General features: G+C 62.6%; 18 protein-coding genes and 1 tRNA gene. 6 read left to right on the forward strand and 13 right to left on the reverse strand.

Annotated elements, in window-relative coordinates; translation table 11 throughout:
* Window positions 1-70: 70 nt before the first annotated feature.
* From LCM24_RS08950 to rimO, 3 genes are all read right to left on the reverse strand, one after another.
* Window positions 71-877, reverse strand: a complete 807-nt coding sequence (locus LCM24_RS08950) for a transglutaminase-like domain-containing protein (RefSeq protein ID WP_224803712.1) — start codon at window positions 875-877, stop codon at window positions 71-73.
* Window positions 878-1111: 234 nt separating this feature from the next.
* Entirely contained in the window at window positions 1112-3457 is a 2346-nt protein-coding gene (locus tag LCM24_RS08955) for an EAL domain-containing protein (RefSeq protein WP_224803713.1), read from the reverse strand.
* A gap of 250 nt (window positions 3458-3707) precedes the next feature.
* Window positions 3708-5117 carry a 30S ribosomal protein S12 methylthiotransferase RimO gene (gene rimO / locus LCM24_RS08960; protein ID WP_224803714.1) on the reverse strand — a complete coding sequence of 470 codons (1410 nt, stop codon included), beginning with the start codon at window positions 5115-5117 and terminating at the stop codon, window positions 3708-3710.
* Between the two features lie 76 nt (window positions 5118-5193).
* Between rimO and LCM24_RS08965 the strand changes: the two genes are divergently transcribed.
* Window positions 5194-5604 carry a DUF1761 domain-containing protein gene (locus tag LCM24_RS08965; RefSeq protein ID WP_160594298.1) on the forward strand — a complete coding sequence of 137 codons (411 nt, stop codon included), beginning with the start codon at window positions 5194-5196 and terminating at the stop codon, window positions 5602-5604.
* Here the strand turns inward: LCM24_RS08965 and LCM24_RS08970 are convergent, their stop codons facing one another.
* The 3 genes from LCM24_RS08970 to serS form a co-directional block, all read right to left on the reverse strand.
* Entirely contained in the window at window positions 5605-6699 is a 1095-nt protein-coding gene (locus tag LCM24_RS08970; protein WP_090478559.1) for a potassium channel family protein, read from the reverse strand.
* A 74-nt stretch (window positions 6700-6773) separates the two neighbouring features.
* Window positions 6774-7538, reverse strand: coding sequence for a 5'/3'-nucleotidase SurE (surE, locus tag LCM24_RS08975; RefSeq protein WP_090478093.1), 765 nt, complete (start codon window positions 7536-7538; stop codon window positions 6774-6776).
* On the reverse strand, window positions 7535-8815 hold the full coding sequence (gene serS / locus LCM24_RS08980; RefSeq protein WP_224803715.1) for a serine--tRNA ligase: 1281 nt from the start codon (window positions 8813-8815) through the stop codon (window positions 7535-7537). The genes surE and serS overlap by 4 nt, the downstream gene beginning before the upstream one ends.
* Between serS and LCM24_RS08985 the strand changes: the two genes are divergently transcribed.
* Window positions 8814-10250 carry a sulfotransferase family protein gene (locus LCM24_RS08985; protein ID WP_224803716.1) on the forward strand — a complete coding sequence of 479 codons (1437 nt, stop codon included), beginning with the start codon at window positions 8814-8816 and terminating at the stop codon, window positions 10248-10250. The two genes, serS and LCM24_RS08985, sit on opposite strands and share 2 nt — an antisense overlap.
* 60 nt (window positions 10251-10310) lie before the next feature.
* Here the strand turns inward: LCM24_RS08985 and LCM24_RS08990 are convergent, their stop codons facing one another.
* Window positions 10311-12635, reverse strand: coding sequence for a TonB-dependent receptor (locus LCM24_RS08990; RefSeq protein WP_224803717.1), 2325 nt, complete (start codon window positions 12633-12635; stop codon window positions 10311-10313).
* A 120-nt stretch (window positions 12636-12755) separates the two neighbouring features.
* On the opposite strand from LCM24_RS08990, the gene LCM24_RS08995 reads away from it, so the two are divergent.
* Together LCM24_RS08995 and LCM24_RS09000 are read left to right on the forward strand one after the other, a co-directional pair.
* Window positions 12756-13367, forward strand: a complete 612-nt coding sequence (locus LCM24_RS08995) for a TetR/AcrR family transcriptional regulator (protein ID WP_224803718.1) — start codon at window positions 12756-12758, stop codon at window positions 13365-13367.
* Window positions 13368-13421: 54 nt separating this feature from the next.
* Window positions 13422-13682 carry a hypothetical protein gene (locus LCM24_RS09000; protein ID WP_224803719.1) on the forward strand — a complete coding sequence of 87 codons (261 nt, stop codon included), beginning with the start codon at window positions 13422-13424 and terminating at the stop codon, window positions 13680-13682.
* A gap of 59 nt (window positions 13683-13741) precedes the next feature.
* Here the strand turns inward: LCM24_RS09000 and LCM24_RS09005 are convergent, their stop codons facing one another.
* The 6 genes from LCM24_RS09005 to sppA all read right to left on the reverse strand — a co-directional run bounded on the left by LCM24_RS09005 (window position 13742) and on the right by sppA (window position 23508).
* A complete protein-coding gene (locus LCM24_RS09005; protein WP_224803720.1) occupies window positions 13742-15544 on the reverse strand; it encodes a hypothetical protein in 1803 nt (600 codons plus the stop codon).
* Window positions 15545-17230 (reverse strand): TIR domain-containing protein, encoded by a 1686-nt coding sequence (locus LCM24_RS09010; RefSeq protein ID WP_224803721.1) that lies wholly within the window; start codon window positions 17228-17230, stop codon window positions 15545-15547.
* Between the two features lie 86 nt (window positions 17231-17316).
* A complete protein-coding gene (locus tag LCM24_RS09015) occupies window positions 17317-20370 on the reverse strand; it encodes an NAD(P)-binding protein (protein ID WP_224803722.1) in 3054 nt (1017 codons plus the stop codon).
* Window positions 20367-21332, reverse strand: coding sequence for a carotenoid biosynthesis protein (locus tag LCM24_RS09020; protein WP_224803723.1), 966 nt, complete (start codon window positions 21330-21332; stop codon window positions 20367-20369). The genes LCM24_RS09015 and LCM24_RS09020 overlap by 4 nt, the downstream gene beginning before the upstream one ends.
* A gap of 137 nt (window positions 21333-21469) precedes the next feature.
* Window positions 21470-21544 (reverse strand) — tRNA-Val (locus tag LCM24_RS09025).
* An 86-nt stretch (window positions 21545-21630) separates the two neighbouring features.
* Window positions 21631-23508: a signal peptide peptidase SppA gene (gene sppA / locus LCM24_RS09030; protein ID WP_224803724.1), complete on the reverse strand. Its 1878-nt coding sequence runs from the start codon at window positions 23506-23508 to the stop codon at window positions 21631-21633.
* A 111-nt stretch (window positions 23509-23619) separates the two neighbouring features.
* On the opposite strand from sppA, the gene LCM24_RS09035 reads away from it, so the two are divergent.
* Window positions 23620-24645, forward strand: a complete 1026-nt coding sequence (locus LCM24_RS09035) for an aspartate carbamoyltransferase catalytic subunit (RefSeq protein ID WP_224803725.1) — start codon at window positions 23620-23622, stop codon at window positions 24643-24645.
* Entirely contained in the window at window positions 24642-25874 is a 1233-nt protein-coding gene (locus LCM24_RS09040) for a dihydroorotase (protein WP_224803726.1), read from the forward strand. The genes LCM24_RS09035 and LCM24_RS09040 overlap by 4 nt, the downstream gene beginning before the upstream one ends.
* Window positions 25875-25878 lie beyond the last annotated feature (4 nt).

The following is a 25878-nucleotide window of genomic DNA, read 5'->3' on the forward strand; positions in this document are numbered from 1 at the left end:
GCGGCTGTTCTCCCCTTTGTCATTCAGTCGCCTATCAGGGCGCGCGATTGGGCGCCAGACAGGTGCATTCCTATTCTTGGTCGACGCGCGTCACGCTGACCGAACTGCGCTTGAAGTCGCTCATGCCGAAGGTGGTAAGAAAGCTGACATCTGCCGCATCGCGCCCGATACCGATCTTCACCGTTTCGGCTGGGTCGGCCATCCCGGTTGGGTCCACCAGTTGCCAGCTGCCTCCACCGTCAAGTTCGGGATCTTCCAGAAATACTTCGGCGACGGCATGGAAATCCTGCGGATCGACACCGGGCGCATAGCAAGCGACGTAACGCGCCGGGATGGTACTCGCCCGTGCCATCACGATCATCGTATGGGCATAGTCGCGGCAAATCCCGCGCCTCTCGACGAAGCTGTCGAGCGCAGTGGTATGGGAGCCTGACGCTCCGGGCGAATAGGTGAAATTCGACGCGATCCAGTCGCGAATTGCAGCGATCCGGGCACCTCCGGCGGTGTCGCCGAACTCGTCTTCGACGAAGGTCTGGAACCGGTCGCTCGGGCAATAGCGGCTGTCGAAGAGGTATTCGACCGCTTCACCAGGAAGCTGGTGCGGGGGGAGGGCGGTGCGGTTCTCTACCTCGGAGACTTGCCGCATGATCTCCACATCGGCGTGGTACGCGACCTCGAACAAGCCGTCCGCGCGTATCCAAATGCGCTCACCGATGTCGTCCTGCGCAGCGACATGGGCCTCGTGGATGGCCGGGCTCAGCTTGGTGCGGTGGGAGAGGATCCGCTGCTCCGGTATCGCGGCGGCTTCGAACTGCAGCAAGACATCGGTCTCGCATTCCAGGGAAAAGGCGAAGCTGCTTTCGATCCTGATGGGCATGAGGTGGCAACGCAGCGGGGCCGACAATGTTTCAGGCCTAGCACGTGATCGGATACCCCAAAAAAGAAAGGGCCCCGTGAGGGGCCCTCTCAATTTCTTTACTGGCTTGTGACGGTTTCCCGTTACTTCCTACGGCCGCCCATAAGCCAGCCCCAAAAATCCCACATGGTTTGCCTCCTGTTGTGGTTTCAACAGGAAGTAATCCATTAACTATGTCTGTTTGTAAAGCGTTAACTACGTTCCGGTCTGCGACCTCTCATAGGAATCCTTGAATTCCAATAGGTTAGTCAGTGACAGCGGCCGGGCCAATGCATAGCCCTGGACGTAGCGACAGCCAATTTCGTTAAGGATTTGAAGGGTTTTGTCGTCCTCGGCCCCTTCTGCCACGACAGTGATTCGCGCAGCCCTGCCCATCTCGATAATACTGGAAGCAATGGCCTTGGCCTTTTCACTACGTGAAATAGAATCGACGAAAAGGCGGTCGATTTTCAATTCATCGAAGGGAAGTCCGTAAAACGTTTCGAAGTTGGCGGCGCCTACACCAAAATCATCCATCGAAACCTTCAATCCGAGGGATTTCAATTCGTCGAGAATAGTTGCTGCCTTGGCAAGATCCCCGATACGCGCGGTCTCGGTGATTTCCAGGATCAGGGACCGCGGATCGAAGCCCGTGGCCTGGAGCGTGTTACGCACGATGCCGACGATCCGCATATCGTTGAGCAGCGTCGCCGAGATGTTCACGGACATGGAAACGCCGGAACCCCGGAAATGCATCAGGCGACCGGCATTGCATGCGGTTTGCAGGACATACCGCGTGAGGTGTTCCATGCGCCCGGCCTTTTCGCACTGCGCGATGAACTTGATCGGAGAAATAAATCCGCGTTCTGGATCATGCCAGCGCACCAGCGCTTCGACGCCGGTAAGCGAGCCTGAGATCATGTCGATCTTCGGCTGGTAGACGCAGTAGATCTCGCCGGCTTCCATGGCTGCGTCGATGCGCGCGCGGAGCGAAATGTCCCACAATTCGTCATGGTGCGAGGCGATCTGGGCGATCTTGATCGGTTCATGCGCTTCGGATGTCTCTTCCGCTGCTGCTGCCGCCGCGGCGACCGAATTGCGACCCGCCTCACCGATCGATGCGACGCCGAAAGTGATGCCGACATCGACGCTTTCCGAGCCGACCTTGATAGGCGCCGCGAAGATTGCACGCAGGCCTTCGAGGTGTTCGATCAGGCGGCTGGTATCGCGCTCGGTCGAATGCCAGGCCAAGAAGTGCCCATCGATATAGACGGCGAGTTCCTGGTCGGCAGCCCGAAGGCGGTCGACGAGGCGCAAGATGTAGCTCGACCGCTCTGCCGAGCCCAGGGTCTTGAGCACTTGCTCAAGGCCCTGCAGGCGGGCAACGACGATATGGCCGCTGCGGAGAAAGTTTTGCGAAACGGCACGTTCGATGACACGCAGTTTCTCAAGGCCGGTGTCGTTATCGATATTCGCCACGCGCAGGCGCCAACGCGCTCTGGACCGCTGGACAGCATAAACGAACAGGAGGATTCCGGCGTAGGCTAACTCGGTGCGAAAGCCTAGATATGCGCCACCGAACAAGGCTCCGGGAAGAGCCAGTGCGATGGCGGCGTAGGCGAAGCGGCGGACTTTCTTGCGACGGGGAAGGAGTATCGCCGCAGCGAGCGCCGCAGCGAACGCAAGTGTCAGGGGGAATGCCCCCACGAAACCGTCCCGGCCCGATTTGAACGTTTCGGCTGCGTAGATCGCCGGATAGCTTGGCGGTGGGTTGTACTTGCCGGGAATAGAGAGGTCGGTCCCACTGGCGGAGCTTGCCGGACCGACGACAATCGCCTTCCCTTCAAGGCTCGAACTCGCGATGTCGTCGCCGATCAATTGCGCCAGCCGGAAGGCAGGGATGAGATCGGGGTCGAAGCCGTAATCGATCAGGACTTCGTCTCGCGAGAACTTTTCCTGACCGGCCAGAGAAGCTGCAAATAGCGGTGTCTCCTCGTAAATTTCGTGGGTGGCGTCCATCTTCCACGTATAGCCGAGCCAGTTCGTCCAACGGTCAGTGCTGACCCTCCCGCCACCGCTGTCGAACAGAGCGTCGGACCGGAGGACCTCTTCGTCTCCACCCAGTGACGGTTTGACCTGGTCGACCAGTATCAGATCGCTTCCGTAAGCCTTGATCGCCTCTGCGAGACGCGCGTCGGCAAGCGAGTCATCGCCCTTGTGAAGGATGAAATCGAGGTAGACCTTCGAAGCACCCGCTTCGCGCAATCGGTCCAGACCTTCGGCCAGCTGCCTTCGTTCCGCTGCCCTCGATGGTCCTTCGACATCAACAGCAGAGCCGACGAAAACGATATCTCCCGAAGGCTGTTGGTTGGCGGCCCTCGACTGGATCATCCAAAGGAACTGATCAAGCGGCCCCAGCATCATCGTCGCAAGCATGACGAACGCCACCGCGCCCGACCAGAGCAGGTGTTGCAGGCGCTTCAGTTTACCTTCGGATCGCTTGCCCGAAGGCTTTCGATCACGCGGTTCCGGCGCCGGGGCGAGGGCGGTTTTCTCGTCCATCGCCTGCCCCTATGAGGGGATTAATCTTAAAAATGTTTCAACGTCGCAGCGGATTTCTGCGGGTGACGCAGGGAAACTGCCCGTTTCGATGGTTAAGACCGCTTAAGAGGCTAGCGTTAACGACTTGTCCTCCTGGCGGGCGTGGCATTCAACGTGCGGTTTGCAAAAGTTACGCAATGCCCGTGGTTTACGGTGGAAAATGTCGGCCAGGTAATATCTTAAAATCCGGGGTCCGGGCGCGGCGAAGAATTTACGAAATGACGCCGAAAAGGTCGTGCTCGTCCGCATCTTCGATTTTCGCGGATACGATTGCGCCTGGCGCAAGGTCCTGCGGGACATTGCGCAGATAGACCGCGCCATCGATTTCCGGCGCATCGGCCTGGCTGCGACCGGTAGCTCCGACATCGCCGTCTTCATCGGGCAAGCCCACCTCGTCGATGATGACCGGAAGCGTGCGTCCGACCTTGGCCCTGAGCTTGTCCGCGCTGATGCGGGCGGTCACTTCCATGATGCGCGCATAACGCTCTTCCTTAACTTCCTCGGGCACGGGGTCGGGGAGGGCATTCGCCTGCGCACCTTCCACCGGCTCGAAACGAAACGCCCCGACGCGGTCGAGCTGCGCTTCTTCCAGCCAGTCGAGCAGGTACTGGAAATCTTCTTCCATCTCGCCGGGGAAGCCGACCACGAAACTCGAGCGGACTGCGATGTCGGGGCAGATGGAACGCCAGTTCTTGAGGCGGTCGAGCACCTTCGCCTCGTTCGCCGGCCGCTTCATGGCGCGTAGCACCTTCGGGCTCGCATGCTGGAAGGGAATGTCGAGATAGGGTGTCAAAAGCCCCTCGGCCATCAGCGGGATGACCGCGTCGACATGCGGATAGGGGTAGACGTAGTGCAAGCGGACCCACGGAGGCATCCCGCCGCCGATATCGAGCTTGCCGAGTTCGCGCGCCAGGTCGGTCATGTGCGCACGGACGAGATTGCCCTTCCACTGGCGCTCTTCATGGCGAGTGTCGACCCCATAGGCAGAGGTGTCCTGGCTTATGACGAGCAGTTCCTTCGTGCCCGCTGCAACCAGCTTTTCGGCTTCGCGCAACACGGCATCGATCCGGCGGCTGGCAAGTTTACCGCGCAGATCCGGGATGATGCAGAAGGCGCAGGAGTGGTTGCAGCCCTCGGAAATCTTGAGATAGCTGTAATGACGCGGCGTGAGCTTCACGTATTCTTCTGCGCTACCGCTCCGCTGCTTGAGCGCGGCAGGCTGCGGGATCAGGTCGACGAAGGGGCCCTGGCTCGGCGGTGCGTGCTCGTGTACGGCCTCGACGACCTGCTCGTACTGGTGCGCGCCCGTTACGGCCAGGACGCTGGGATGTGCAGCGCGGATGACATCGGCCTCTTCGCCCATGCATCCGGTCACGATCACGCGGCCATTCTCGGAAATCGCCTCGCCGATGGCCTGCAGGCTCTCTTCCTTGGCGCTGTCGAGGAAGCCGCAGGTGTTCACCAGCACCACGTCGGCGCCGGCGTAATCGGGGCTCATCGCATAGCCATCGGCGCGCAGGCGCGTGAGGATGCGCTCGCTGTCTACGAGGGCCTTGGGACATCCGAGAGAAACCATGCCGACCTTTTTCTGGTCGGGGATCGAAGAGGTTGTGCTGGTCATGATTGGGCGCGCCTCTACACCCGATTGGGATATTGCGCTAGCTTGCTGTGGGACAAGGTCCCGACGGGAGGGAAAGATGAATATCTTCGACGTGAACTGGCTGGCCGTGGTGCTGGCGGCGCTGGCGGGATTTGTCGTCGGCGGAATCTGGTACGGGCCGATCATGGGCAAGACCTGGATGGGCGCGCTCGGCAAGACCGAAGAAGACCTGAAGAACGTCAATCCGGCCAAGCTTTACGGGGCGACTTTCCTGCTCGCATTGCTGGCCAGCTGGACGCTGGCGCACACCTTCGCGACCTATGCGACCGAGCTCTCGTTCCTGGTGAAGGTGCTTACCGCGTTCGGGGTCGCGCTCGGATTTATCCTTCCGGCGCTATGGACAAACTACCTGTTCCAGGACGCGAAAAAGCCGCTTTACTGGATCGACGGCGGCTACTGGCTGCTGTTCTATACCGCCATGGGGGTGGTGCACGCAGCCTTGGGCTGATCAGGCTTCGGCGCGCTTGCGATCGTCGGCGACGTGGCCGTCGCCCTTTTTCTCGCCATTGGGCGTGGCGATGATCTCGACGATGATGTCGCCCTTCTGAAGGTTCTGGCATTCGTCTTCCCAGAAGCCGATTGCGCGTCCGTTGCGATAGACACGCAGGCCGCGCCCGCCGGTCGTCAGGTCGCCAATCGCGCAGCCGCATTCCTCTTCGGTCACTTCGCGTTCGACCAGCTGGACGCGCCCCGAAACGGAAGCGAGGTCGGCGAGATATTCCGCGATGTGTTCGCCCTTGGCGGAGCCTGCCAGCAAGAGGCCGGTAAAGCGCACCGGGTTGATGACGTTGTTGGCACCTGCCTGCCGCGCGAGCGATTCGTTATCGTCGGCGCGCACGACAACGCTGATGGGGACGTTCGGCGCGAGCGCGCGGACGGTAAGCACGATCAGGATCGAAGTATCGTCGCGCCCGGCCGAAACGAGGACGTTCTGTGCTTCCGATATGCGCACCGCCTTAAGCGTGGTGTCGCGCGTGGCATCGGCAGCCATCACGTTGCAGCCCAGCGCTTCTGCGTCGGCCAGCCTTTCCTCGCTCGGGTCGATGACGACGATGCAGGATGGGTCGGTGCCGCGCTCGATCAGTTCCGCGACCGATTCGGAACCGGAGATGCCATAGCCCAGGACCACGATATGGTCCGAAAGCTGTTCCTGGATGCGGGCCATGCGCCATTTCTCCCAGCTGCGCTTGATGATAAAATTGTAGGCTGTGCCCACGAAAATGAAGAATACTGCGAAACGGATCGGGGTCACGATAACGGCCTCCACCAGGCGCGCCCGGTCCGAAATGGGGGCGATATCGCCGAAGCCCGTGGTCGTGATCGAGATCATCGTGAAGTAGATCACGTCGAGGAAGCTGACTTCCCCGTCGAGATTGTCGACCAACCCTTCGCGGTCCCACCAGTGGACCATGACCACGATCGCGATCAGGAAAAGCGCCAGCCCCAGCCTGATGCCAAGGTCGCCCCATACAGGGATCTTCACCGCGCGGCGCAGCGGTTTGAAGCGAGGGCCGCGGTAAGCCCGCGGGCTCTTGTCCGGCATGATCCGGTCGATCTGCTTTTGCCTGCTCATTCAGACAAGTAGGTGGGCGAGCGGGGCGGGACGGTCAAGACCGCTTAGTCCTCGTAACGTTCACCCAGCGCGCCGAGCGAGGCGTGGTGGGTGAGGTCGAGATGCAGCGGCGTGACAGAAACGAAGCCTTCCTCGATGGCTTCAAGGTCGGTGCCGTGGTCCAGCGTATGCTCGATCGGATCGAGGCCGAACCAGAAATATTCGAAGCCGCGCGGGTCGCGTCCTTCGACCACGGTGCCGCGCGAATAGTCGTGAAACCCCTGCCGTGTCGCGCGGATGCCGCGCACTTCGCTGCCCGGGCGTGGCGGGAAGTTGATATTGACCAGCGTGCGCTTGGGCAGGGGCGTGTCGAGCAGCGGAGCAAGGACACGTTCGCCCCATTCCACGGCCGCACCGAACTGGACGCCATTGCCAAGCCCTTCCTTGGCGTAGACCTGGCTGAGCGCAATGGAGCGGATGCCGGCCAGCGCGCCTTCGATGGCCGCGGATACCGTGCCCGAATAGGTAATGTCATCGCCAAGGTTCGCCCCGCGATTGACGCCGGACAGGATGAGGTCGGGCGGTCCGTCCATGACCTTGCGCAGGCCCATCGTGACGGAATCGGTCGGCGTGCCGGTGACAGAAAAGCGCCGGTCGTCATGCTTGCGCAGGCGCACGGGCCGCGTCAGCGTGAGCGCGTGGCCCATGCCCGACTGCTCCTCGTCGGGTGCACAGATCCAGATGTCGTCAGAAAACTTGCGCGCGATGCCCTCAAGCACTTCGAGGCCCGGTGCGCGGATGCCGTCGTCATTGGTAAGGAGGATCCTCATGCTGCAGGCTCCAGCTTGGTGACGCCGCCCATGTAGGGGGCGAGGGCTTCGGGCAGGGTCACGCTGCCGTCCTCGTTCTGGTAATTCTCCATCACCGCAACCAGCGTGCGGCCGACTGCAAGGCCCGAACCGTTGAGGGTGTGGAGGAAGCGCGTCTTCTTTTCGCCTTCGGGCTTGTAGCGCGCATTCATGCGGCGCGCTTGGAACTCGCCGGTGTTCGAGCAGGAGGAAATCTCGCGATAGGCACCCTGACCGGGCAGCCAGACTTCGAGATCGAAGGTCTTGCGCGCACCGAATCCCATGTCGCCGACACACAGCAGCATCTTGCGATAGGGAAGTTCCAGTGCCTCGAGAATCCCCTCTGCGCATGTGGTCATCCGCTCGTGCTCCGCCTCGCTGTCTTCAGGGCGGCAGATGCTGACCATTTCGACCTTTTCGAACTGGTGCTGGCGGATGAAGCCGCGCGTGTCCTTGCCGGCAGAGCCCGCTTCGCTGCGGAAACACAGCGTGTGGGCGGTAAGGCGGATGGGTTCGACCGGTTCGGGAATGATCTGGTCCGCGACCGAGGCGGTCAGCGGGACTTCGGAGGTCGGGACGAGCCAGCGACCGTCGGTGGTCTGGAAACTGTCTTCCGCAAACTTGGGCAGCTTGTCGGTGCCATACATGGCATCGTCATTCACCAGCACCGGCGGATTGCATTCGGTATAGCCGTTTTCGCGCGTCTGCTTGTCCAGCATGAACTGGGCAAGCGCGCGGTGGAGGCGGGCCATGTCGCCGCGCAGGAAAGTGAAGCGCGCACCCGACAGCTTTGCGCCGGTTTCGAAGTCCATGCCGAGCGCAGGGCCGATATCGGCGTGTTCCTTCGGCTCGAAAGCGAAGTCGCGCTTGTCGCCCCAGCGCGAGACTTCGACGTTGTCGTTCTCGTCCTGCCCTTCCGGCACATCGTCGGCGGGAAGGTTGGGGAGGCGTGCCAGGAGGTTGTCGAGTTCCGCCCCGGCCTCGCGTTCGGCCTCTTCCCATTCGGGCATGGAGGCCTTGATCTCGGCCACTTCGGCCTTCAGCGCCTCGGCCTTGTCCTTGTCGCCTTGGCCCATCGCTTGGCCGATTGCCTTGGAGGCCTCGTTGCGGCGGCTCTGCGCTTCCTGGACGCGGGTCTGGGCCTCGCGCTTGCGGGCGTCGAGGGCGAGGATACGGTCGGAGACGGCTTCTCCGCCGCGCCTCTGCATGGCGGCATCGAAGTCGGACGGATTGGCTCTGATAAAGGCGATGTCGTGCATGGTGCGCGCTATGCCGCCTGCGCGCCGCCTTGGCCAGTGGGGAAAAGAGCGGGCACCCATCCTGATCTCGTTCATTGAAGCATCTATGGCCGCTCCCGATGCGCCCACGCCGAAAGAGAGGCCGAGACACTTGCAAAACCAGCCGCTTACGCCGCCCCGTCGCACACGTTTCATCGATATTGCCGACGCGGCGATAAGGGCTGGGCGCAAGGTCGGCTTGGTCGATCCCGCGCGGCTGGAGCCGGATTTCCTGATCGAACAGGTGAGCGAAGCCTATGGTTCTGACGATTTCGGCGACCGCTGGTTCGAAGGCGCGCTTGAGGTGCTGCTCGATTCGACGAAAGCCGAGGCAAGGCTGAACGCGGCCGGCGACTTTTCGACCATGAAGACGATCCACCACCTGCTGCGCGACCGTCTCTATGCGCAGCAATGGTTCGACCGGCACCCGGAAATACTGGCGCGGCCGATCAGGAACCCGGTCGTGATCGTCGGCCCCATGCGGTCGGGCACCACGCGGATGCACCGCCTGCTGGCAAGCGACCAGAGGTTCGCGCACTTGCGCAGTTTCGAGACGATCAGTCCGGTGCCGCGCCCGGGCTTCGAGGAGGTCATGGCAGGAGAGGCGGAGGATTTCCGACCCAGGCTTGCCGCGCGCATCATGAAGGTCGCCCGGCTCGCCAATCCGCGCACGCTGTCGATCCATCCCACCGGCCCCTTCGAGCCGGAAGAGGAACTCGGTCTGATCGCCGCGAGCATGTACGGCATGAAGTTCGAAGCGCAGTGGCGCATCCCGACTTTTGCGAAGTGGAGCGAGGCGGAATCGGCGGTCCCGGCCTACCGGCACATGGCGAACCTGTTGCGCCTCATCGGTTGGTCGCAGCAGGAAAGTTCGCTCCGGCCGTGGATCCTCAAGACCCCGCAGCACATGCTGGACTTGCCCGCCTTACTGAAGGTCTTCCCCGACGCGAGGCTGATCTTCACGCACCGCGACCCGCAATCGATCGTCGGCAGCGCCGCCTCGCTCGCGTGGAACCAGACGATTATCTATTCGGACGCTGTTTCGCCGAACGAGATCGGGCGCGAATGGCTGCGCAAGACCGAACTGATGATTTCCCGCATGCGCGACGCGCGCGACGCCATCCCGCGCGAACGCATGATCGACGTCCACTTCGATGCGATGGACCGTGACTGGCGCGGCACGATGGAACGGGTCTACGATTTCCTCGATCTCGACATGACGCCCGCGGTGCCGGGCATGGAAGCCTTCCTCGCCCGTTCCGCTGCGCAAAAGAGAATGCCGCACCAGTATTCGCTTGCAGAATTCGGCCTGGATGCAGGTGAAGTATACGAACGGCTTGGCGATTATGTGCGCACTTACGGCATCGCGGTCGACAACCCTCTCGGGGCAACCGGTTCCGCTATCGCCGCAGGATAAAGAAAGGCGGCGAACCGGTGTCCCGGTCGCCGCCTTCCTTGGAGAGCTGTTTACTCAGGCTCAGTATTCGAACGTGAGCGTTGCGAAGACCTGCCGCGGATTGCCGTAGAAGGCCGTCAGGGTTCCGTCGGGGCCGAGCGTCGGGATCGGGAAACCGTTGGTCCCGTTCTGGATTTCGCCGGTCACCGGATCGGTCAGCACGAAGGTGTAACCGCTCGTCTTGTATTCCTTGTCGAGCAGGTTCTTGCCGTAGAGCCCGATGCTCCAGCTGCCGCCCGGCGCGGTCCATTTCACGCTCGCATCGACGAGGGCGTAGCCGTCCTGGTCGAGGTAGGGGTTCGGAATTTCGAACTGGCTCACCTTGCTGCGGTAGGAGACCGTTGCGCCCATATAGAGATCGCCGCTGCCGAGATCCGCATCGTAGCTGGCGGTGAGGCTGCCGGTAAACTCGGGCGTGTTCTGGACGACGCGGAAGTCTGCGACATCGGTGGGAGTTCCGCCGATATCGGTGATATATTCGTCGTATTCCGCGTCGATATAGCCGAGCGAGCCCGACAGGCCGAAGCCGCCGCCGAAGCGCGCATTGGCTTCCAGTTCCAGACCCTTGAAGGTGGCCTTACCCGCGTTCGAGACGACGCCGCAGAAGCTAGGCAGTCCGCCCACTTCGCAGGCGACCGAACCCGGGATCTGCACATCGGTGTAGTCCGCGTAGAATGCGGCGGCCGCGATGTTCAGGATGCCGAGGCTACCCTTGTAGCCCACTTCGTAGCTGTCGACCTCTTCGGGGGCGAAGCTGAGGAAGTCGGCGACTTCGGCATCGGTCGGTGCACCGGTAATGGCCGCCGGAGCATTCGCCCCGACGCCGCGGGGATCGAAGCCGCCACCCTTGAAGCCCTTGGAGTAGCTGGCGTAAATATTGTGGTCGGGCGTCGGCATGAAGCTGATCGAGGCGCGCGGGGTGAACTTCTTGAACTCCCTGCTGCCGTCGAAATCGGTCGAGGGACCGCCGAACGGCACGCCTGCGCCGCCGAAGATTGGCGAGCCGCCGCCAAGGTAGTTCTGGCGCAGGATGCTGGCACTACGCTCGTCCCAGGTATAGCGCCCACCGAGCGACAGGCTGAGCTGATCGGTGAAGTCGAAAGTGAAGTCGCCGAAGATCGCATAGGTCTCGGTGTCGACTTCCGCCTGCGTGTAAGCGGTCAGGCCCGGGAAGGTGGTGAAGATGCGCACGTCGAACAGCGTGTCGGCTTTCGCGTCCAGGTAATAGAAGCCGAGCAGGCCGGACAGCGCGCCGCCATCGTCCCACAGAAGCTGGAATTCCTGGCTCAGCTGTTCGTTGAGATAGGCGCCGGGCACGTCGAGATCGACCACCGGAAGCGCGTCGAAATCGATCGGCGTATAGCTGTCGTCCTTGCGCCATGCAGAGATCGAACGAAGCGTCAGCGCATCGGACAGTTCCATCTCCGCGTGGAGCGAGATGCCGTAGCTTTCGACGTCCTGTTCCGGATCGTTCAGGGCGCCGCGCGTGTCGAATACATCGTCGAGGATCGGCGCGCCCGAAGCGAGACCGGGAATGAGGCGCGTACCACCGCGGGGGAGGGACTTGTCCTTGGTGTAGTCGCCCTGAAGGCGAATGAAGCCGGGCTCGTCATAGCCGCCCACTTCCAGGCTGAGCCGTCCTGCCCAGATGTCCTTGTTGTAGTTCTCTAGCCCTGTGGTGAGGTTATCACCGAACCCGCCGCGCGACAGGCGTGCGAGCGAGCCGCCGACACGGACCATGTCGCCCATCGGTACAGACGCGGTCACGACACCTTCGGCCTGGTCATACGTGCCATAAGTGGCGCGCGCCTTGAACGAAGGTTCGAGCGGCAGACGCTTGGTCACGTATTTGACCGCGCCGCCGATGGTGTTGCGTCCGTAAAGTGTTCCCTGCGGTCCGCGCAGGACCTCGATCCGCTCTACGTCGTAGATATCGAGCACTGCAGCCTGCGGACGGTTCAGATAGACATCGTCGAGGTAGATGCCGACGCCCTGTTCGAAGCCGGAGACGGGGTCCTGCTGCCCGATGCCGCGAATGAATGCGGACAGGGTGGAGTTGGTCGCACGGCTGGCTTCCAGCGTTACGTTGGGTACTGCCTGCGCGATGTCGGTGATGTCCAGTGCGCCGCGCTCTTCAAGCGCTTCGCCGGAAAAGGCCGACACTGCGACGGGCACGTCGATCAGGCGTTCTTCGCGGCGACGAGCGGTGACGACGATCACGTCTTCGCTTTCGTCGATCTCGGCCACGGCGTCGGTTTCCGACTGGGCCGAAGCGGGTGTGGCCAGTGCCGCGCAAGCGACGCCAGTCATCAATGCAGCCGTCAGGCGCACGGGTTGAAAATGCATAATGAAACCTCCCTCAACATCTCTCGGATGTCGGGATATTGAAAACTGAACCACCTTTCAAGTTTTATCTTGCACTACTCGCATTCAAGGGGGTAGCGGTGTCGGCGGGAGGAAGTCTGGATGGACAGCGACACAATCGAGAGCCCGAAGGTTCCGCGCACCGAAAGGGGGCGGAAAACCCAGCGTAAGCTGCTGGATGCGGCGGCCATCGAATTCGGCGAACGGGGCTTCCACGAGGCGTCGATCAGCTCGATCACGCGCCGGGCGGGCGTCGCACTCGGATCCTTCTACACCTACTTCGACAGCAAGGATGCGATCTTCCGCGCACTCGTGCTCGACATGAGCGATGCGGTGAAAACGGCCGCTCGCGATGCCATTGCCGACGAGACCGACCCGCTCGCGATCGAACGCGCGGCGCTCGGCGGGTTCCTGCGCTTTGCCAGCGAGCATAAGGAAATCTACCGCATCATCGACGAGGCGGAATTCGTCGATCCGGACAGTTACCGCGCCCATTATGAGACGATCGGAGAGCGTATCGCCCAGCGTCTCAGGGACGGTGCGAAGGCGGGCGTCATGCGGCCGGATCTGGGCGAGGTCGAGGCCTGGGCCCTGATGGGCATGAACGTCTTCCTCGGCCTGCGTTACGCCATCTGGAACAGGGCCGGCGACCCCACTCCCGAAGATGTTGCCAAGGCAGCCAACACCTTGCTTGCAAAGGGAATAGAGGCGTAATCTCCCGGAACGCGCGTGGCTCCTGTCCGTTGTAAGGGCAAAGGAGACACGAATATGATTGGCAAGGTTATCGGCGCCTACATGGGCGACAGGCTCGCAAAGAAGACTTCTACCGGAATCGGCGGTGCAGGCGGTGCGGCGCTCGGCGTGATCGCAGCGGCCGCGCTGCGCAGGATGAGCCTTCCGGCAATGATCGCTCTAGGCGCAGGCGGTTATCTCGCAAAGAAGCTGTCGGAAAAGAACACCGGGACCGGCGATGCCGAGACGCAGACTACCAAGCCTGCGAAGGTGAAGAAGCCTGCCAAGGCTGCCTGAACGACCTGAAATTGAAATGCATAAACGCCGTCCCGATTGGGGCGGCGTTCTTGTTTGGGTTAGCCCGGCAAGGTGATGGGCCGCGTTTCGTATTGCTGCTGCCACTGGTGGACATCCGACAGCATAATGTCGCTTAGCCTCCTGATCCTGTCGACTAGGCGCGTGTAGCCAAGATCGTCCCGCTGGAAGGACGCTTCGAGCTTGCGCAGGCGGCGGGCGAGGGCGGTGGATCGTTCTGCCGTCGCGGCGAAATCGCCCTGCATGCGGATGCCGTAGAGGGCTGCGGCGAGAGCCGGGAAGAAGGCGGTCGCGAAAGTCGTGACCGCTGCCAGGCTGACACCGGAGATATAGCCCATCTTGTCCGAGAAGATCGGGGTCGACAGGTAAAGGGCGCAGAACATGATCGTGCCGACGAACAACCAGTCGCCTGCCTGGTGCAAGCGGTGGTTGGTATGTTCCATCAAATGGGCATTGCCATCATGATAGGCGATCTGGTCGCGGATCAAGCGGATGGCCGTCTCCCGCACCCGCGCCAGGTAGTCGCGGTCCAACTGCCCGGGCGGCATATCCAGTTCGCGGGCCGTGGCACGGGCATACCAGGTGACCCAGCCCGGGTGCGTGGTCCCGTCCTCCACGTCGCGCAATTCCAGCCTGCCTAGCGTCGAGGACATTGCCAGCAACCTGAGGCGCTCTGCCAAATGGCGCCTGTCGATCCACATCGTATGGAAATCCGACCTGCGCGCACTTCGCGTGTTCAGGATGATGAGGGCAATGACCAGCAGTTCGGCGGCGATCAGGAAAGACTTGCCCGCGGGCCAGAACAGGCCCGACAGGGCGAGCAGGACGGCGAGGGCAGCTAGCGTGAAATTGGTCACGAAACTGCTTCTGAACCGTAGCGCGAAATAGCTCGCCGCCATGTCTGCTCTTGCGAAGCGGTCGGCAACTTCGTCGTTCAGCCGGCGCCCGAGGGCACCGAGCCCTGCGAAAGGTTCGACCATCGGCATGAAATATGTGCGGGCTTCGGCGACGGTGGGCATCTTGAAGCGCGTCTTGGAAAGGCTTTTCGTGCCGCAAGCCAGCAGCAGGAGGGGCCAGGCCATGCTGAACTGCTTGCGCTTCGGAGCAGGCGCGTAAAAGGTTTGCAGGCACTGCGCATCCTCGCCTTCGGGCGGCGCGCAAAGTGCTTCGAGCAGTTGCGGCAGGGCTTTCGACAGCTCGACACGTTCGACCCCGTCGATGGACGGGCGGTCCGGTATCTCATCGTGCAGACCGCTCCACAGCAATTGCGGTGGGTGGATCTCGTCGGGCCAGACGTGGATGACGGGCATATGGCTTGCCACGGCCTGGGCGACGACTTCCGTGGTGCCGCCGCGGCCACGGGCTGCATCGCCGTCCCATACTGCGATCAATATGTCCGACTGGGCCAGAACCAGGCGACCGACGGCCTCGTAGGCCCCCGGATCGCCCGGCCGGTGATCGACGAGTTCGACCGTGCTTTCCGCGGCCTCGATCAGGGCCTGCGTCTGTGCCCATTCGGAAGGCTCGAAATCGCGCGCATAGTCTTCCTTTCGGAAGGGCAGGCAGGCAGATAGCGGCAGACCTTGGGCCAGCGCCGCCTCGGCCGCGACGGTATCGGCCCCGGTTGCCATGGCGGAGACCAGGCGCACTACGGGCGCTTCGTCGGAGAATACGTCACGATTGCGCTCGTAGATGTCCTCCAGAGCGTGTTTCGCGCGCGCGAAGATATCCTCGCAGCTATGCCGCACGGCCTCGTTGCGTTCGCGCGGCAGCCTCGGCGGTCGGTGGCCGGTAATACCGATCCGCAGGGTCAGGCGCGGTTTCAGGTCGAGCTTTTCCGACATTCAGCCTGCTGCCTCTTCCCAATGTTCCTGCGCCCAGTCGCACATCTGACCGCAATGCTCCAATTTCCCGAACCAGCGCTGCAGTCTCAATCGGAGCAGCTCGAGCGTCACCTGCGGATCATGCTCCCGCATCTTCGCGAGGTTCCCCGCCGCTTCCCGGTGATTGCCCTCGTGCTTGTCGACGAGAAAGAGGCCGAGATAAGCCGCTGCACTGGTGTGGTTCAGCCGCAGGGCACGGTCGTATTGCCGCCGGGCCTCGGCAAGCTTCCCGTCGCGCAGATGCACGCTCCCTTTCCAGACATAGGTGGCGAACTGGGTATGCGCGCCGGGTGCCTGGACAATTTCGAGATCGAACTGCTCCAGAGCTTCGTCCGCATTGTGCAGCAGCGCGTGGGCGATCCCTGCGTTGTAATGCGCGAGACCGAAATTCGGGCTCTTTTCGAGTGCGCGCTGTGCATAGATCAGCGCGTCTTCGGGCTGGCCGATGTAATTGTAAGCCTCGGCGACGTGAGCGAGGACCATCGGATTGTCCGGATCGAGCGACAGGGCGCGGCCGATCTCCGCATTGATTTTCTCGATGGCGTCCGGATCGTCGGGCGAGGCGTGCATGTAAATCGTCGCATTGGCATCGGCGAGCATGGCGTGCGCCAAACCATAGGACGGCGCGATTTCGACCGCCTTCTGCGCATCCTGCAATGCGAGGAGGAGCGTCTCTCCGGTTATCTGGCGATAATTGGCAACTGCCCGTGTAACCAGTTCCCACGCGGTCAGGTTTTCCGGCTTCTTGAGTGCGCGCTCCATTTCGAGCCGGTTGACCTGCGAATTGAGATGGGCGGCGACTTCGAGGACCAGTTCCTCTTCCAGCTCGGCGAGTTCGTCGAGCGGGCGTTCGAACTTTTGCGTCCAGAGGATCGTGCCTGTCCGCGCGTCGAGCAATTGGGCAGTGACACGCAGCGATTTCATCCTGCGCCGCACATTGCCTTCGAGGATGTATCGCACCCCCAGGCTGCGCGCCATTGCCTCGATATCGGCGATTTCGCCATCGCGGTACCGGGCGACGGCGCTGCTGGAAATGACCCGTAATTCCGCCGCCTGCGACAAGGCGTCGATGACATCCTCGACCAGGCCGATCGCGAAGACGTCGTCATCCTCTAGGCCAGAGCGGTTCTTGAACGGGAGGACTGCCAACGAGGGCAATTCGCCTTCAACGCCTTCGCGTGGCGGAAGCGGGGGAGGGGCATGCGCCGTGGCCTGTGGCCTGATGACCTCGGTATCCGCCGCATCCTTGGACTTGCGCCGTTCGACCACTTCCCGGATGTCGGAAACGAGCGCCTGCCAGCGTGGATCGGACTGGTCGCCGTTCCAACCGGTGAGGTCGGCCGTCTGGGTCAGTTCGAACATGATCGGCCGCTCGCATGGCGCGATCATCGCGGGGACCAAAGCGCCGTGCCGGTCGCCGATCGTGGCTTCGGAACGGACCCAACGCGACTGAACCGAGGTTGCCGACCAGAGAACAACGACCGCAGGCGCCTGTCTCAGGGCCTTTTCGATAACCTCGTCGTAGGTATCGCCCGACCGCAGCGTTTCATCCCACCATACCGCAAAACCTTCGGCCTGCAGGGTCGAGGCGAAAAGGCGGGCGATATCTTCGTCCGCGCGGCCATAGGATATGAACAGGTCGTGCAACGCTTCCCCCGTTCGACTGCCGCAAAATTGCGGTAGTGAGCGTTCCCATTAATCCGATTTGTGCCGGTTGGCCATGGCGGGCCTGTTCAGGCCTGCCAGAGCACCTTGCCCGGTAGAATTGTCATGTCGTATTCCAGTCGCACACCGTGCAACCGCTGCTGCGGCGCTATGCCGAAATCCTTGGCGACCGGAGAGCTGTCGAGATGCTCGAGCGTCATGTCGAAAGTGGTCAATCTGGGGAAGGCATCGAACCGGGTGACCTCTCCGATTGCTTCCGTGATTGCCTGGTAGCAGGCCCTATCTCCGTCATGCACGTCGCGGAATTGCTTGAGGAAGAGCTGCGGCACGCGCCGGTGCAGCGCATCGCCCAATATCTCGAAGTCCAGCTTCAGGCTGTTATGCCAGCCATCCCCGCTCTTGCCGATGTGGTGGTAGAGAGACCTTACCGCATCACCAAAGCCGGAGATGCCGGATAGGGCAGCGCTCTCCTTCTCGCCCTGGTGGCCAAGCGTCAGGAGACGATGCCGCGCCTGTTCGGAGGTTTTGCCGAAAGACTTCGTAGCGAAGAGATCCACGTTGAGGTCGCGCGCCGAATTCCCCTCGTCGTCCGGCAGGGTGATCCAGCCCTTCTGCTTGGCATAGCCGAAAATCTCCCGGCCCGAGGCGATCGCAACGGGGTTGTCGAGCACGAGGTAGGGCATGACCATGTCGAAATGGGTGGCAACCTCCTTGCCGCCGCGTGCTTCGACCCGAACTGCGGGAATCCAGAAGGTTAGCTCACGTTCGGGCGACCAGCCCATTTCCGGTTCGTCGACGAAGCGGCCGGTGCCGATGTCGACGATGGTCATCATCATTTTCGACGACATCGGGCGCACGCGGACTTCGCCCCCGCTGGGTTCGTCGAACATCCTGCGGCAATATCCGGCCATGAGATCGTAGTCTGCATCGAGCAGGAACGCCCACATGGTCGTGTCGTCGAGGGTGATCCGGCCCGGGAAGGTGGCCATGCCGGGATGCTTCACGAAGGCGCCGCGCGCCTGCGAAGGCTTTGCCGGATATTCCGCCTGTGTCAGCGCTTCGGCATCGACGCCGCGAATGTCGGTCGGGAATTTCGAGATCGCGTGGCTGGCCAGCATCCCGGAGATCGTGCTCGCTTCGAACGAGCCGAGGTTCTGCCCGTTCTGGATCCAGTCGCCCGTGAGGTAGAGATTGGAATAGGTCGACCCGCTCGCGGTCATGCGATGCCGCGTCGAATTGCGGACGGTGAGCGTGTAGCGTTCGCTCGGATCGATGTTCGCGCGAACATAGGTGCTGCGGATGACACCGCCTTGCGGCGCGCCCGGCCCGAAACCCTTGCTCCAGAACCGCTCGCCCTGATCGGCAATGAACCGTTCCGCCAGCTCCTCAACCTGCTTCAACTGGCGCTTCGGATATTCGTGATCGGTAGAGGGCGGGATGCTGTCCTTGCAAGGCAGCGGCCCGCACATGATCTGTTCGGTGCAGATGCCCGCGTCCTTCGGCCATTCCTCGGTCGCGAGCACTTCCGAGATATCGCACCAGGTGTTGAGGTTCACCTTGTCGAATGCCCCGACCAGCGTGGGGAGGGTCCAGCCCAATTCCGTTTCGTCTTTATCCATCCAGGTCTGCAGGTTTTGCGTCGCAGTGCTGCGGATGGTCTGGGTGAAGCGCGCCCATTCCTGTTTCTGCGCAATCAAGTCGCGGCAGATGACTGGGTGGGCGGCTGGCGGAATGGCCAGCACGAGTGCATCGTAATCGTCCCCGGCCGTCAGGGTGAGCGGGGGCAGGGCATCTTCCCATTCGGTCCAGTGAGATTCGAGATCGGCCCCGGACGCCTTCAACTTGTCGCCATCCTTGATCTGCTCGAAGCGTGGACGGTCCGGCCAGACATATTGCCCGCTCTTGAGTTGGCGGAGCGGGTCGTAGTCGCCGCCGAGAAGTTCGACCTGCCGGCCAAGTTCGACGCTCTCGATCTGCTTCCCGTCTGCGGATGGCACCAGCCGATCGACGCGATGGAAGAATTCGACCTTCACGCCGCGCTGTTTCAGGACCTCGTAGATCGGCTGGACGATCGCATCGCCGGTGGCGCTGTTGAATTTCCAGATGATAGCGCCCTGATAGGTCGCCGTGTTCATCAAAGAGACCACCATGGTCCCCGCCTCGACTTCGCCCGGCTTCGTCCAGTCGCCTTGCGGATAGGCGAAGATCAGGTCGTAGAGACTGCGGATGAGCGACGAATCCAGCGTGATCTCGTCGGCACCGTGCGACCTCAGCCAGTCGCGATAGTCGAGGTGATTGACGCGCTCGAGATTGGCTTCGGGATCGAAGAGGAGGCCATCTCGAAGCGAGCCGATGAGGCTGGACAGACCGAGGTCGACGAAAATCCAGAAGTGCCGCAGGTCCGCATCTTTCTCTAGGAGAGGACGCGCGCGGCGCTGGATCCAGCTGCGCAATCCTGCGGCGGCATCGGCGAGCAGATTGTGGTGATGCGCGCCGTGCTTTGCCGGGTCCTCGACGAGCGTCTGCACAAGACCAAGAGCATCGCGGATGAGCACGCTCGCGGCCTCGGCGACGAGATGCTCGATGCCGAGGAGTAACCGCACGATCATGCGGCGCCACCACGGCAGGGACGACAGGTCGGGATGGCCGGAGAAGGTCATCCCATGCGTCCCGAGCATCTCGCTTTCGATCCACTCGAGGACTTCGGCGATCCGGCCCCATATGTCGGGCGCCTTGGTGATCCCCGGGGTCCCGGGCATTACGGGCACGCCGAAAGGCCAGGGTTCGTATTCGCCATTGCGGCGATCCATCAGCGTCAGCGTCGTCTGCTGGGTGAAGGCCTTGTCCCATGTTTCGAACGGCAGGTTCTGCGCTTCACCATAAGCCTCCTGCACCATGTGGAAGGCGTTCTGGTAGGCGCCCATGAATACGTGAAGACCGTGCTCCTGCACCCGCTCGCCGTGATCGGGATTGCGCCCGGTGGCGCACTTGCCGCCCAGCCGCCAGCCCAGCTGGTAGATCGTGATGTCGTACTTCCTGCGCTGCTCGGGCGCGCTGAGGTAGAAGGCCGTTACGATGCCCGACAGGCCTCCGCCGAGGATGGCGATGCGAGTCTTGGTCATGGCTTTACCTCCGCACGGTCCTGGAGCGTTGAGGCTACGACCTCGCCCTGCTGCGGGTAGAGCGGCAGGTCCGTACGGTTCGCGAACAGGTGGAAAGCGGCAAAGAAGGCCGGAATACCCATCACGAATGGCGAAATCAGGTGGACGTCCTCGATTTCCGGATAGCCGAGCCACGTGTCGATGAGAGCCATGCCGGCATAAAGGCCGACGGGAATGGCGATCATGAAGCGCGAATTCATGCCGGGTGCCGGGTCGAGCGGCAGGCGCCGTTCCACCAGGCGATAGAGGAAGAAGACGGTAAAGCTCGCGAGAAGCCAGCCGCGAAAGTTCTCAAGCGGCACGCCGAAATGCGGACCCGGATCCACCCAAACCCAGGCCGGGTGGCCCACCTCTCCGGGCTGCAGTTTCTTGGTCAGGCAATCCAGGCTGTGGTCGGGGCAGGGGTGATAGCTCATGACCGGGTCCATGGTCAGGTCCCATGCGGTCATCACCATGGCGCTCAGCAGGCTCAGCCAGATGATCGGGACGATCGCAGTACGGCGCGAGACCGGCCCTCCCTCTGCAATCAGGTTGGTGATGATGTAGCTGGGGTAGAACATCATGTACCAGGCAAGCGGGATCAGCAGCGGTATGCGGTCGAACAGCTTCCAGCCCAGGACGTGGGTGTAGAAATAGGGGCCGAAAATCATTCCCGTGCTCTCGCCGACGAACTCGAAGCCGAACGATATGAAGACGGCCATGAGGAACAGGGTGAGCGCGCGCTTCCAGCCGAGCAGCATGAAGGAATGGCCGAGGCAGATCGCGGCGGCGGCCGGGACAAGAATGCCCCACGGAATGCGTTCCAGCGACATGTTGAACCCGCCGGTCCTGATGCCGACGTAGAACAGCACGATCGTCAGAAGTGTCAGGATCAACCAAACGGCGGCCGGAATCCGGCCCAGCCTGCTGGTAATCGCCCCCATATTATTCCCTCCGCACAAGTGGGCGTTACCGCCTCTGTCTCATGCGACCACGGACGGCATCGTAGGATGACGCTACGGAAATGCAAGCTGCTCGCCTCAGGGGAGAGGTGAGACGGTAAGGCCGCAGGATGGGGAAATGGTGGGCGCGGCAAGGATTGAACTTGCGACCCCACCCGTGTGAAGGGTGTGCTCTACCACTGAGCTACGCGCCCGTCGCAGGCGGTCGCGGCGCGTGCCGGACGCTGGACAGGGACGCGCCTTTACGCAGCGAATCGGGCCAATGCAAGGGCGCCGGACGCTACTTTGCGAAGAGAGCCGCCAGCCCTTCGAGGAAGCCTTTGGCGTCGCCTTCCGCTTGCTGACTACGGGCGGAAGCAGGGCAGGCGAGGCAATAGGCCTGCGCTCCGCGCGTGCCCAAGAGGCGTCCGGCATCCGAGATCACGCGGTTCAGGGCTTCTGTTTCCCTGCGCGCGAACAATGCGAAGACATCGCGTCCTTGCGCGTCCTCTTCGCCGACCAGCCATTGCCGCAGCAGGGTATCGGTCGTGCTGGGCGGGGTGCCAAGGTAGGCCGCATGCCATTCCCCGTCTGCCAGTTCGGCCTGTCCGGCGACCCAGGCGAGCGCTTCTTCCAGACCGCCATATTCATCGACCAGCTGGAGCTGGCGTGCGGTACCGCCGTCCCACACGCGGCCCTGACCGACCTCGTCCGCCTGGTCCAGCGTCATGTTGCGGGCTTCCGAAACACGTGTCAGGAAGTCGCGATAGCCGTCCTCGATCGACGCCTGGAGGATACGGTCCACTTCCGGGGTAAGTCCCCCGACGAGGTCCGGCTGGCCCGACAGCGGGCCGGTGCGCACACCGTCGCTCGTCACGCCGATGTTCGCGGCCGCCTGTTCGAACGTGGGCAGGACAGCAAAGATACCGATCGATCCGGTGATGGTATCGGGCTCTGCAAAAATCCGGTCTGCCGGAGTGGAAACCCAATAACCGCCACTTGCAGCGACGTTTGCCATCGAAACGGCGACCGGTACGCCGCGCGCCTTGTGCCGCAGGATGGCATCGCGGATAGCCTCGCTGGCGAGAACCGAGCCGCCCGGGGAATCGACACGTACGACAAGGCCGGCGAAGTCGCGATCGAGCGCCGCGTCGAGGAGATCAGCGATGCGCGTGCCGCCCGCAGTACCGGGCCCCGCCTCGCCATCGACGATTTCGCCGGCGATGGTCACGATGCCGATCGGCTTGCCGTCACTCGGCAGCGGATTGTCCTTCAGCCAGGCGTCGTATTCGGTTGCGGGGAAGGCGTTGGGCAGATCGCTCCATTTGTCCGTTCCGACCAGTTCGACCACGCGCGCGTTGAAGGCATCGCGATTGCCGAGCTTGTCGACCAGGCCCGCGTCGAGCGAAGCCTGTGCCAGATCGCCTTGGGCGGCCTCGACCCATTCGGCGGGCGATTGCGTAATCAGATCGAGGTCGACAGCCGGCCGCGCCTTTTTCACGTTCGCTTGCCATTCCTCCCACAGCGCTCCGTAAAGCGCCCGGGCGTTCTCACGCGCAGGCTCGGACATGCCGGTTTGCGTGTAAGGTTCGACCGCGCTCTTGTATGTGCCGACGCGGTAGACGCGCGCATTGACGTTGAGGCGGTCGATCAGGCCCTTGTAATAGAGCCGGTGCCCGCCCGGGCCGGCCACCACTGCGCCGCCCAGCGGGTTCATCCAGACCTCGCTTGCGTGCGCGGCCAGAAAGACGCCGTCGTCTGCATAGGCGGTGGCATAGGTCAGCACGGGTTTGTCAGCTGCCCGAACGCGATCCATGGCCTCGCCAATGTCCTGGAGATGCACCTGGCCGGCACCGAGAAACCTTTCGAGGTCGAGCACGACCGCATCTATACGCTCGTCACCTGCTGCCGCATCAAGGGCGCGTACGATATCGCGCGCCTGGTATTCGCCGACCGGTGCCTGCGATGACAGCAGGGCCTGCAGCGGGTCGATCCGGCTGCGCTCTTCCACCACGACCCCGTCGATTTCCAGCAGCAGCGCACCTTCGCGCACCTGGGCGGGGCTGGGCCGGGTGGTGAGGATTACGAACAGCATGCCGAAGAACAGCAGCATAAACAGCAGGACAAGGCCGTCCTTCACGCCAACCAGAAGCCGCCAAACTTTGCCCGCAAATCGCATTGTAACTTACCCCGGAATTCTCTTCGGCACCCGATCTAGGGAAGCTTGACCGCCCATGCCAGCCGAATGTGCTTGAGGGTGCGATGGCTCTCGACTAAGGGCGTGGCTTTAATGACAGCTTCGCAAACACAGCCCCATGCATCCCGCTATCCAGCGGGAGCGCAGGCTTTCCCGCATCGCGACCTGCTTGGCATCGGCCAGCTGGAGCGCCACGAAATCCTGTTCCTGCTCGACGAGGCGGAACAGTGGGTCGATCTCAACCGGCAGCGGCAGAAGCACAGCGACAGCCTGTCCGGACTGACGATCATCAACGCTTTCTTCGAGAACTCGACGCGGACGCTTTTGAGTTTCGAGATCGCCGGCAAGCGGCTCGGTGCCGACGTCGTCAACATGCACGCCGCGCAGTCCAGCGTGAAGAAGGGCGAGACGCTGATCGATACCGCGATCACCCTCAACGCCATGCGCGCCGATGCGATCGTCATCCGGCACGGATCGAGCGGGGCGACGGGCCTAATCGCGGACAAGGTCGACTGCCCGGTTCTCAATGCAGGTGATGGCCAGCACGAACACCCGACACAGGCGTTGCTGGACGCGCTGGCCCTGCGCCATGCGCTGCGGGAGAGAGCGCAATCCGGCGATGATTTCACCGGCCTCACCATCACCATCTGCGGCGATATCCTGCACAGCCGGGTCGCGCGATCGAACCTCCTGTGCCTGCAGGCACTGGGCGCCACGGTACGTCTGTGCGCGCCGCCCGCGCTGATGCCATCCGGTATCGAGGCGATGGGCGCGCAGGTCTTCCACGATTTCGACGCGGCGCTCGACGGGTCCGACGTGGTCATGATGCTGCGCCTCCAGACAGAGCGCATGAGCGGACAGTTCATTCCCTCCGCGCGGGAGTACCACCACCTCTACGGCCTGACCGCCGCCCGCCTTGCCAAGGCCGGAAAAGATGCGCTGGTCATGCATCCCGGGCCGATGAACCGGGGCGTCGAAATCGACAGCGACGTAGCCGACATGATCGACCGTTCGATCATAACCCGGCAGGTCGAGATGGGCGTAGCCATCCGCATGGCTTGCCTCGACGTCCTGACGCGCCGTGCGCGCGGGGTCGAAGGATGGGGAGAGGTCGCATGAAGCAGACGCGCGCCCTGACACTTACCGGCGGCAAGCTGGTCGCTCCCGGTGGAATTCGGGATGGCAACTTGCGCATTGCGGAAGGCCGTATCGCTGCATGCGGCGATGCCCAGCCTCAGGACGGGGACGAGATCGTCGACGCTGGCGGCAAGCTGGTCGCGCCGGGGCTGGTCGACCTTGGCGTCTTCGCCGTGGACAAGCCCGCGTTCCATTTTGGCGGTATCACGCGTGCAGCGCTGATGCCCGACCAGTCTCCGGCGCTCGATCTGCCGAGCCGTGTTTCCTATATCGCGAAGAGCGGGAAGCCCGACCTTTGGGTTCACCCGCTGGCGGCCGCGACACGCGGTCTTGCGGGAAGTGAAATTGCCGAAATCGCCCTGATGCGCGAGGCAGGAGCACTCGGCGTTGCGACCGGACGCGGCTGGATCGCCGATTCCGGTGTGATGCTCCGTCTGCTCCAATATGCAGCCATGCTCGACATGCCGGTCATCGCTCATGCAGAAGATGCTTCCCTCGTCGGCGATGCGGTTGCAACGGCTGGCGAATATGCAACGCGGCTTGGACTCCCCAGCGCACCGGCGGAAGCCGAAGCCATCGCCATTGCGCGCGACCTGGCCCTCGCGGAAATGGCCGGTGCGCGTATTCATTTCAGGCAAGTGACGACACGGGTCGGACTTGAACTGGTACGCCGGGCGAAGGCAGGCGGACAGCGGGTCACGGCAGGCGTGACGCCCGCACATTTCATGCTGTCCGATCTGGCGACGGTCGATTTCCGCACGTTTGCGCGCCTGTCTCCTCCCTTGCGCAGCGAAGACGACCGCCAGGCGGTCCGCGAAGCGATTGCGGACGGGACGATCGACGTGATTTCCAGCGGCCACGATCCCCGCGGTCCTGAAGACAAACGCCAGCCCTTCGCCGATGCCGAACCCGGAATGGCCGGAGCGGAAACCCTGCTCGCGATGGCGCTCTCGCTCGCGACCGATGGAATTGTCGATGTGGCGCGGGTCTTCGACCTGGTGGCGGGCAATTCGGCGTCGGTCCTCGGTGTAGCGGCAGGATCGCTGGAAGTCGGCCTGGAAGGGGACGTGGCGTTGATCGATGCAGACAAGCCCTGGATCGTCCAGAGCGCGCGCATGGCGGCGACCGCGGGCAATACGCCGTTCGACGGGCAGCCTACGCAGGGCCGCGTGCTTCGCCTGTGGAAGGGCGGCGTGGAAATCGAGCTCTAACAGA

Source organism: Qipengyuania aquimaris, from assembly GCF_020171965.1.
In the GTDB taxonomy this organism is placed as follows: Bacteria; Pseudomonadota; Alphaproteobacteria; order Sphingomonadales; family Sphingomonadaceae; genus Qipengyuania; species Qipengyuania aquimaris_A.

Coding starts and splice junctions, on each gene's coding strand:
- LCM24_RS08965 (WP_160594298.1), top strand. CDS start 5,194: ATGAATATCTTCGACGTGAACTGGCTGGCCGTGGTGCTGGCGGCGCTG.
- serS (WP_224803715.1), bottom strand. CDS start 8,815: ATGCACGACATCGCCTTTATCAGAGCCAATCCGTCCGACTTCGATGCC.
- LCM24_RS09035 (WP_224803725.1), top strand. CDS start 23,620: ATGACAGCTTCGCAAACACAGCCCCATGCATCCCGCTATCCAGCGGGA.
- surE (WP_090478093.1), bottom strand. CDS start 7,538: ATGAGGATCCTCCTTACCAATGACGACGGCATCCGCGCACCGGGCCTC.
- LCM24_RS08970 (WP_090478559.1), bottom strand. CDS start 6,699: ATGCCGGACAAGAGCCCGCGGGCTTACCGCGGCCCTCGCTTCAAACCG.
- LCM24_RS09005 (WP_224803720.1), bottom strand. CDS start 15,544: ATGTCGGAAAAGCTCGACCTGAAACCGCGCCTGACCCTGCGGATCGGT.
- LCM24_RS08985 (WP_224803716.1), top strand. CDS start 8,814: ATGGTGCGCGCTATGCCGCCTGCGCGCCGCCTTGGCCAGTGGGGAAAA.
- LCM24_RS09000 (WP_224803719.1), top strand. CDS start 13,422: ATGATTGGCAAGGTTATCGGCGCCTACATGGGCGACAGGCTCGCAAAG.
- sppA (WP_224803724.1), bottom strand. CDS start 23,508: ATGCGATTTGCGGGCAAAGTTTGGCGGCTTCTGGTTGGCGTGAAGGAC.
- rimO (WP_224803714.1), bottom strand. CDS start 5,117: ATGACCAGCACAACCTCTTCGATCCCCGACCAGAAAAAGGTCGGCATG.
- LCM24_RS08995 (WP_224803718.1), top strand. CDS start 12,756: ATGGACAGCGACACAATCGAGAGCCCGAAGGTTCCGCGCACCGAAAGG.
- LCM24_RS08990 (WP_224803717.1), bottom strand. CDS start 12,635: ATGCATTTTCAACCCGTGCGCCTGACGGCTGCATTGATGACTGGCGTC.
- LCM24_RS08950 (WP_224803712.1), bottom strand. CDS start 877: ATGCCCATCAGGATCGAAAGCAGCTTCGCCTTTTCCCTGGAATGCGAG.
- LCM24_RS08955 (WP_224803713.1), bottom strand. CDS start 3,457: ATGGACGAGAAAACCGCCCTCGCCCCGGCGCCGGAACCGCGTGATCGA.
- LCM24_RS09015 (WP_224803722.1), bottom strand. CDS start 20,370: ATGACCAAGACTCGCATCGCCATCCTCGGCGGAGGCCTGTCGGGCATC.
- LCM24_RS09020 (WP_224803723.1), bottom strand. CDS start 21,332: ATGGGGGCGATTACCAGCAGGCTGGGCCGGATTCCGGCCGCCGTTTGG.
- LCM24_RS09040 (WP_224803726.1), top strand. CDS start 24,642: ATGAAGCAGACGCGCGCCCTGACACTTACCGGCGGCAAGCTGGTCGCT.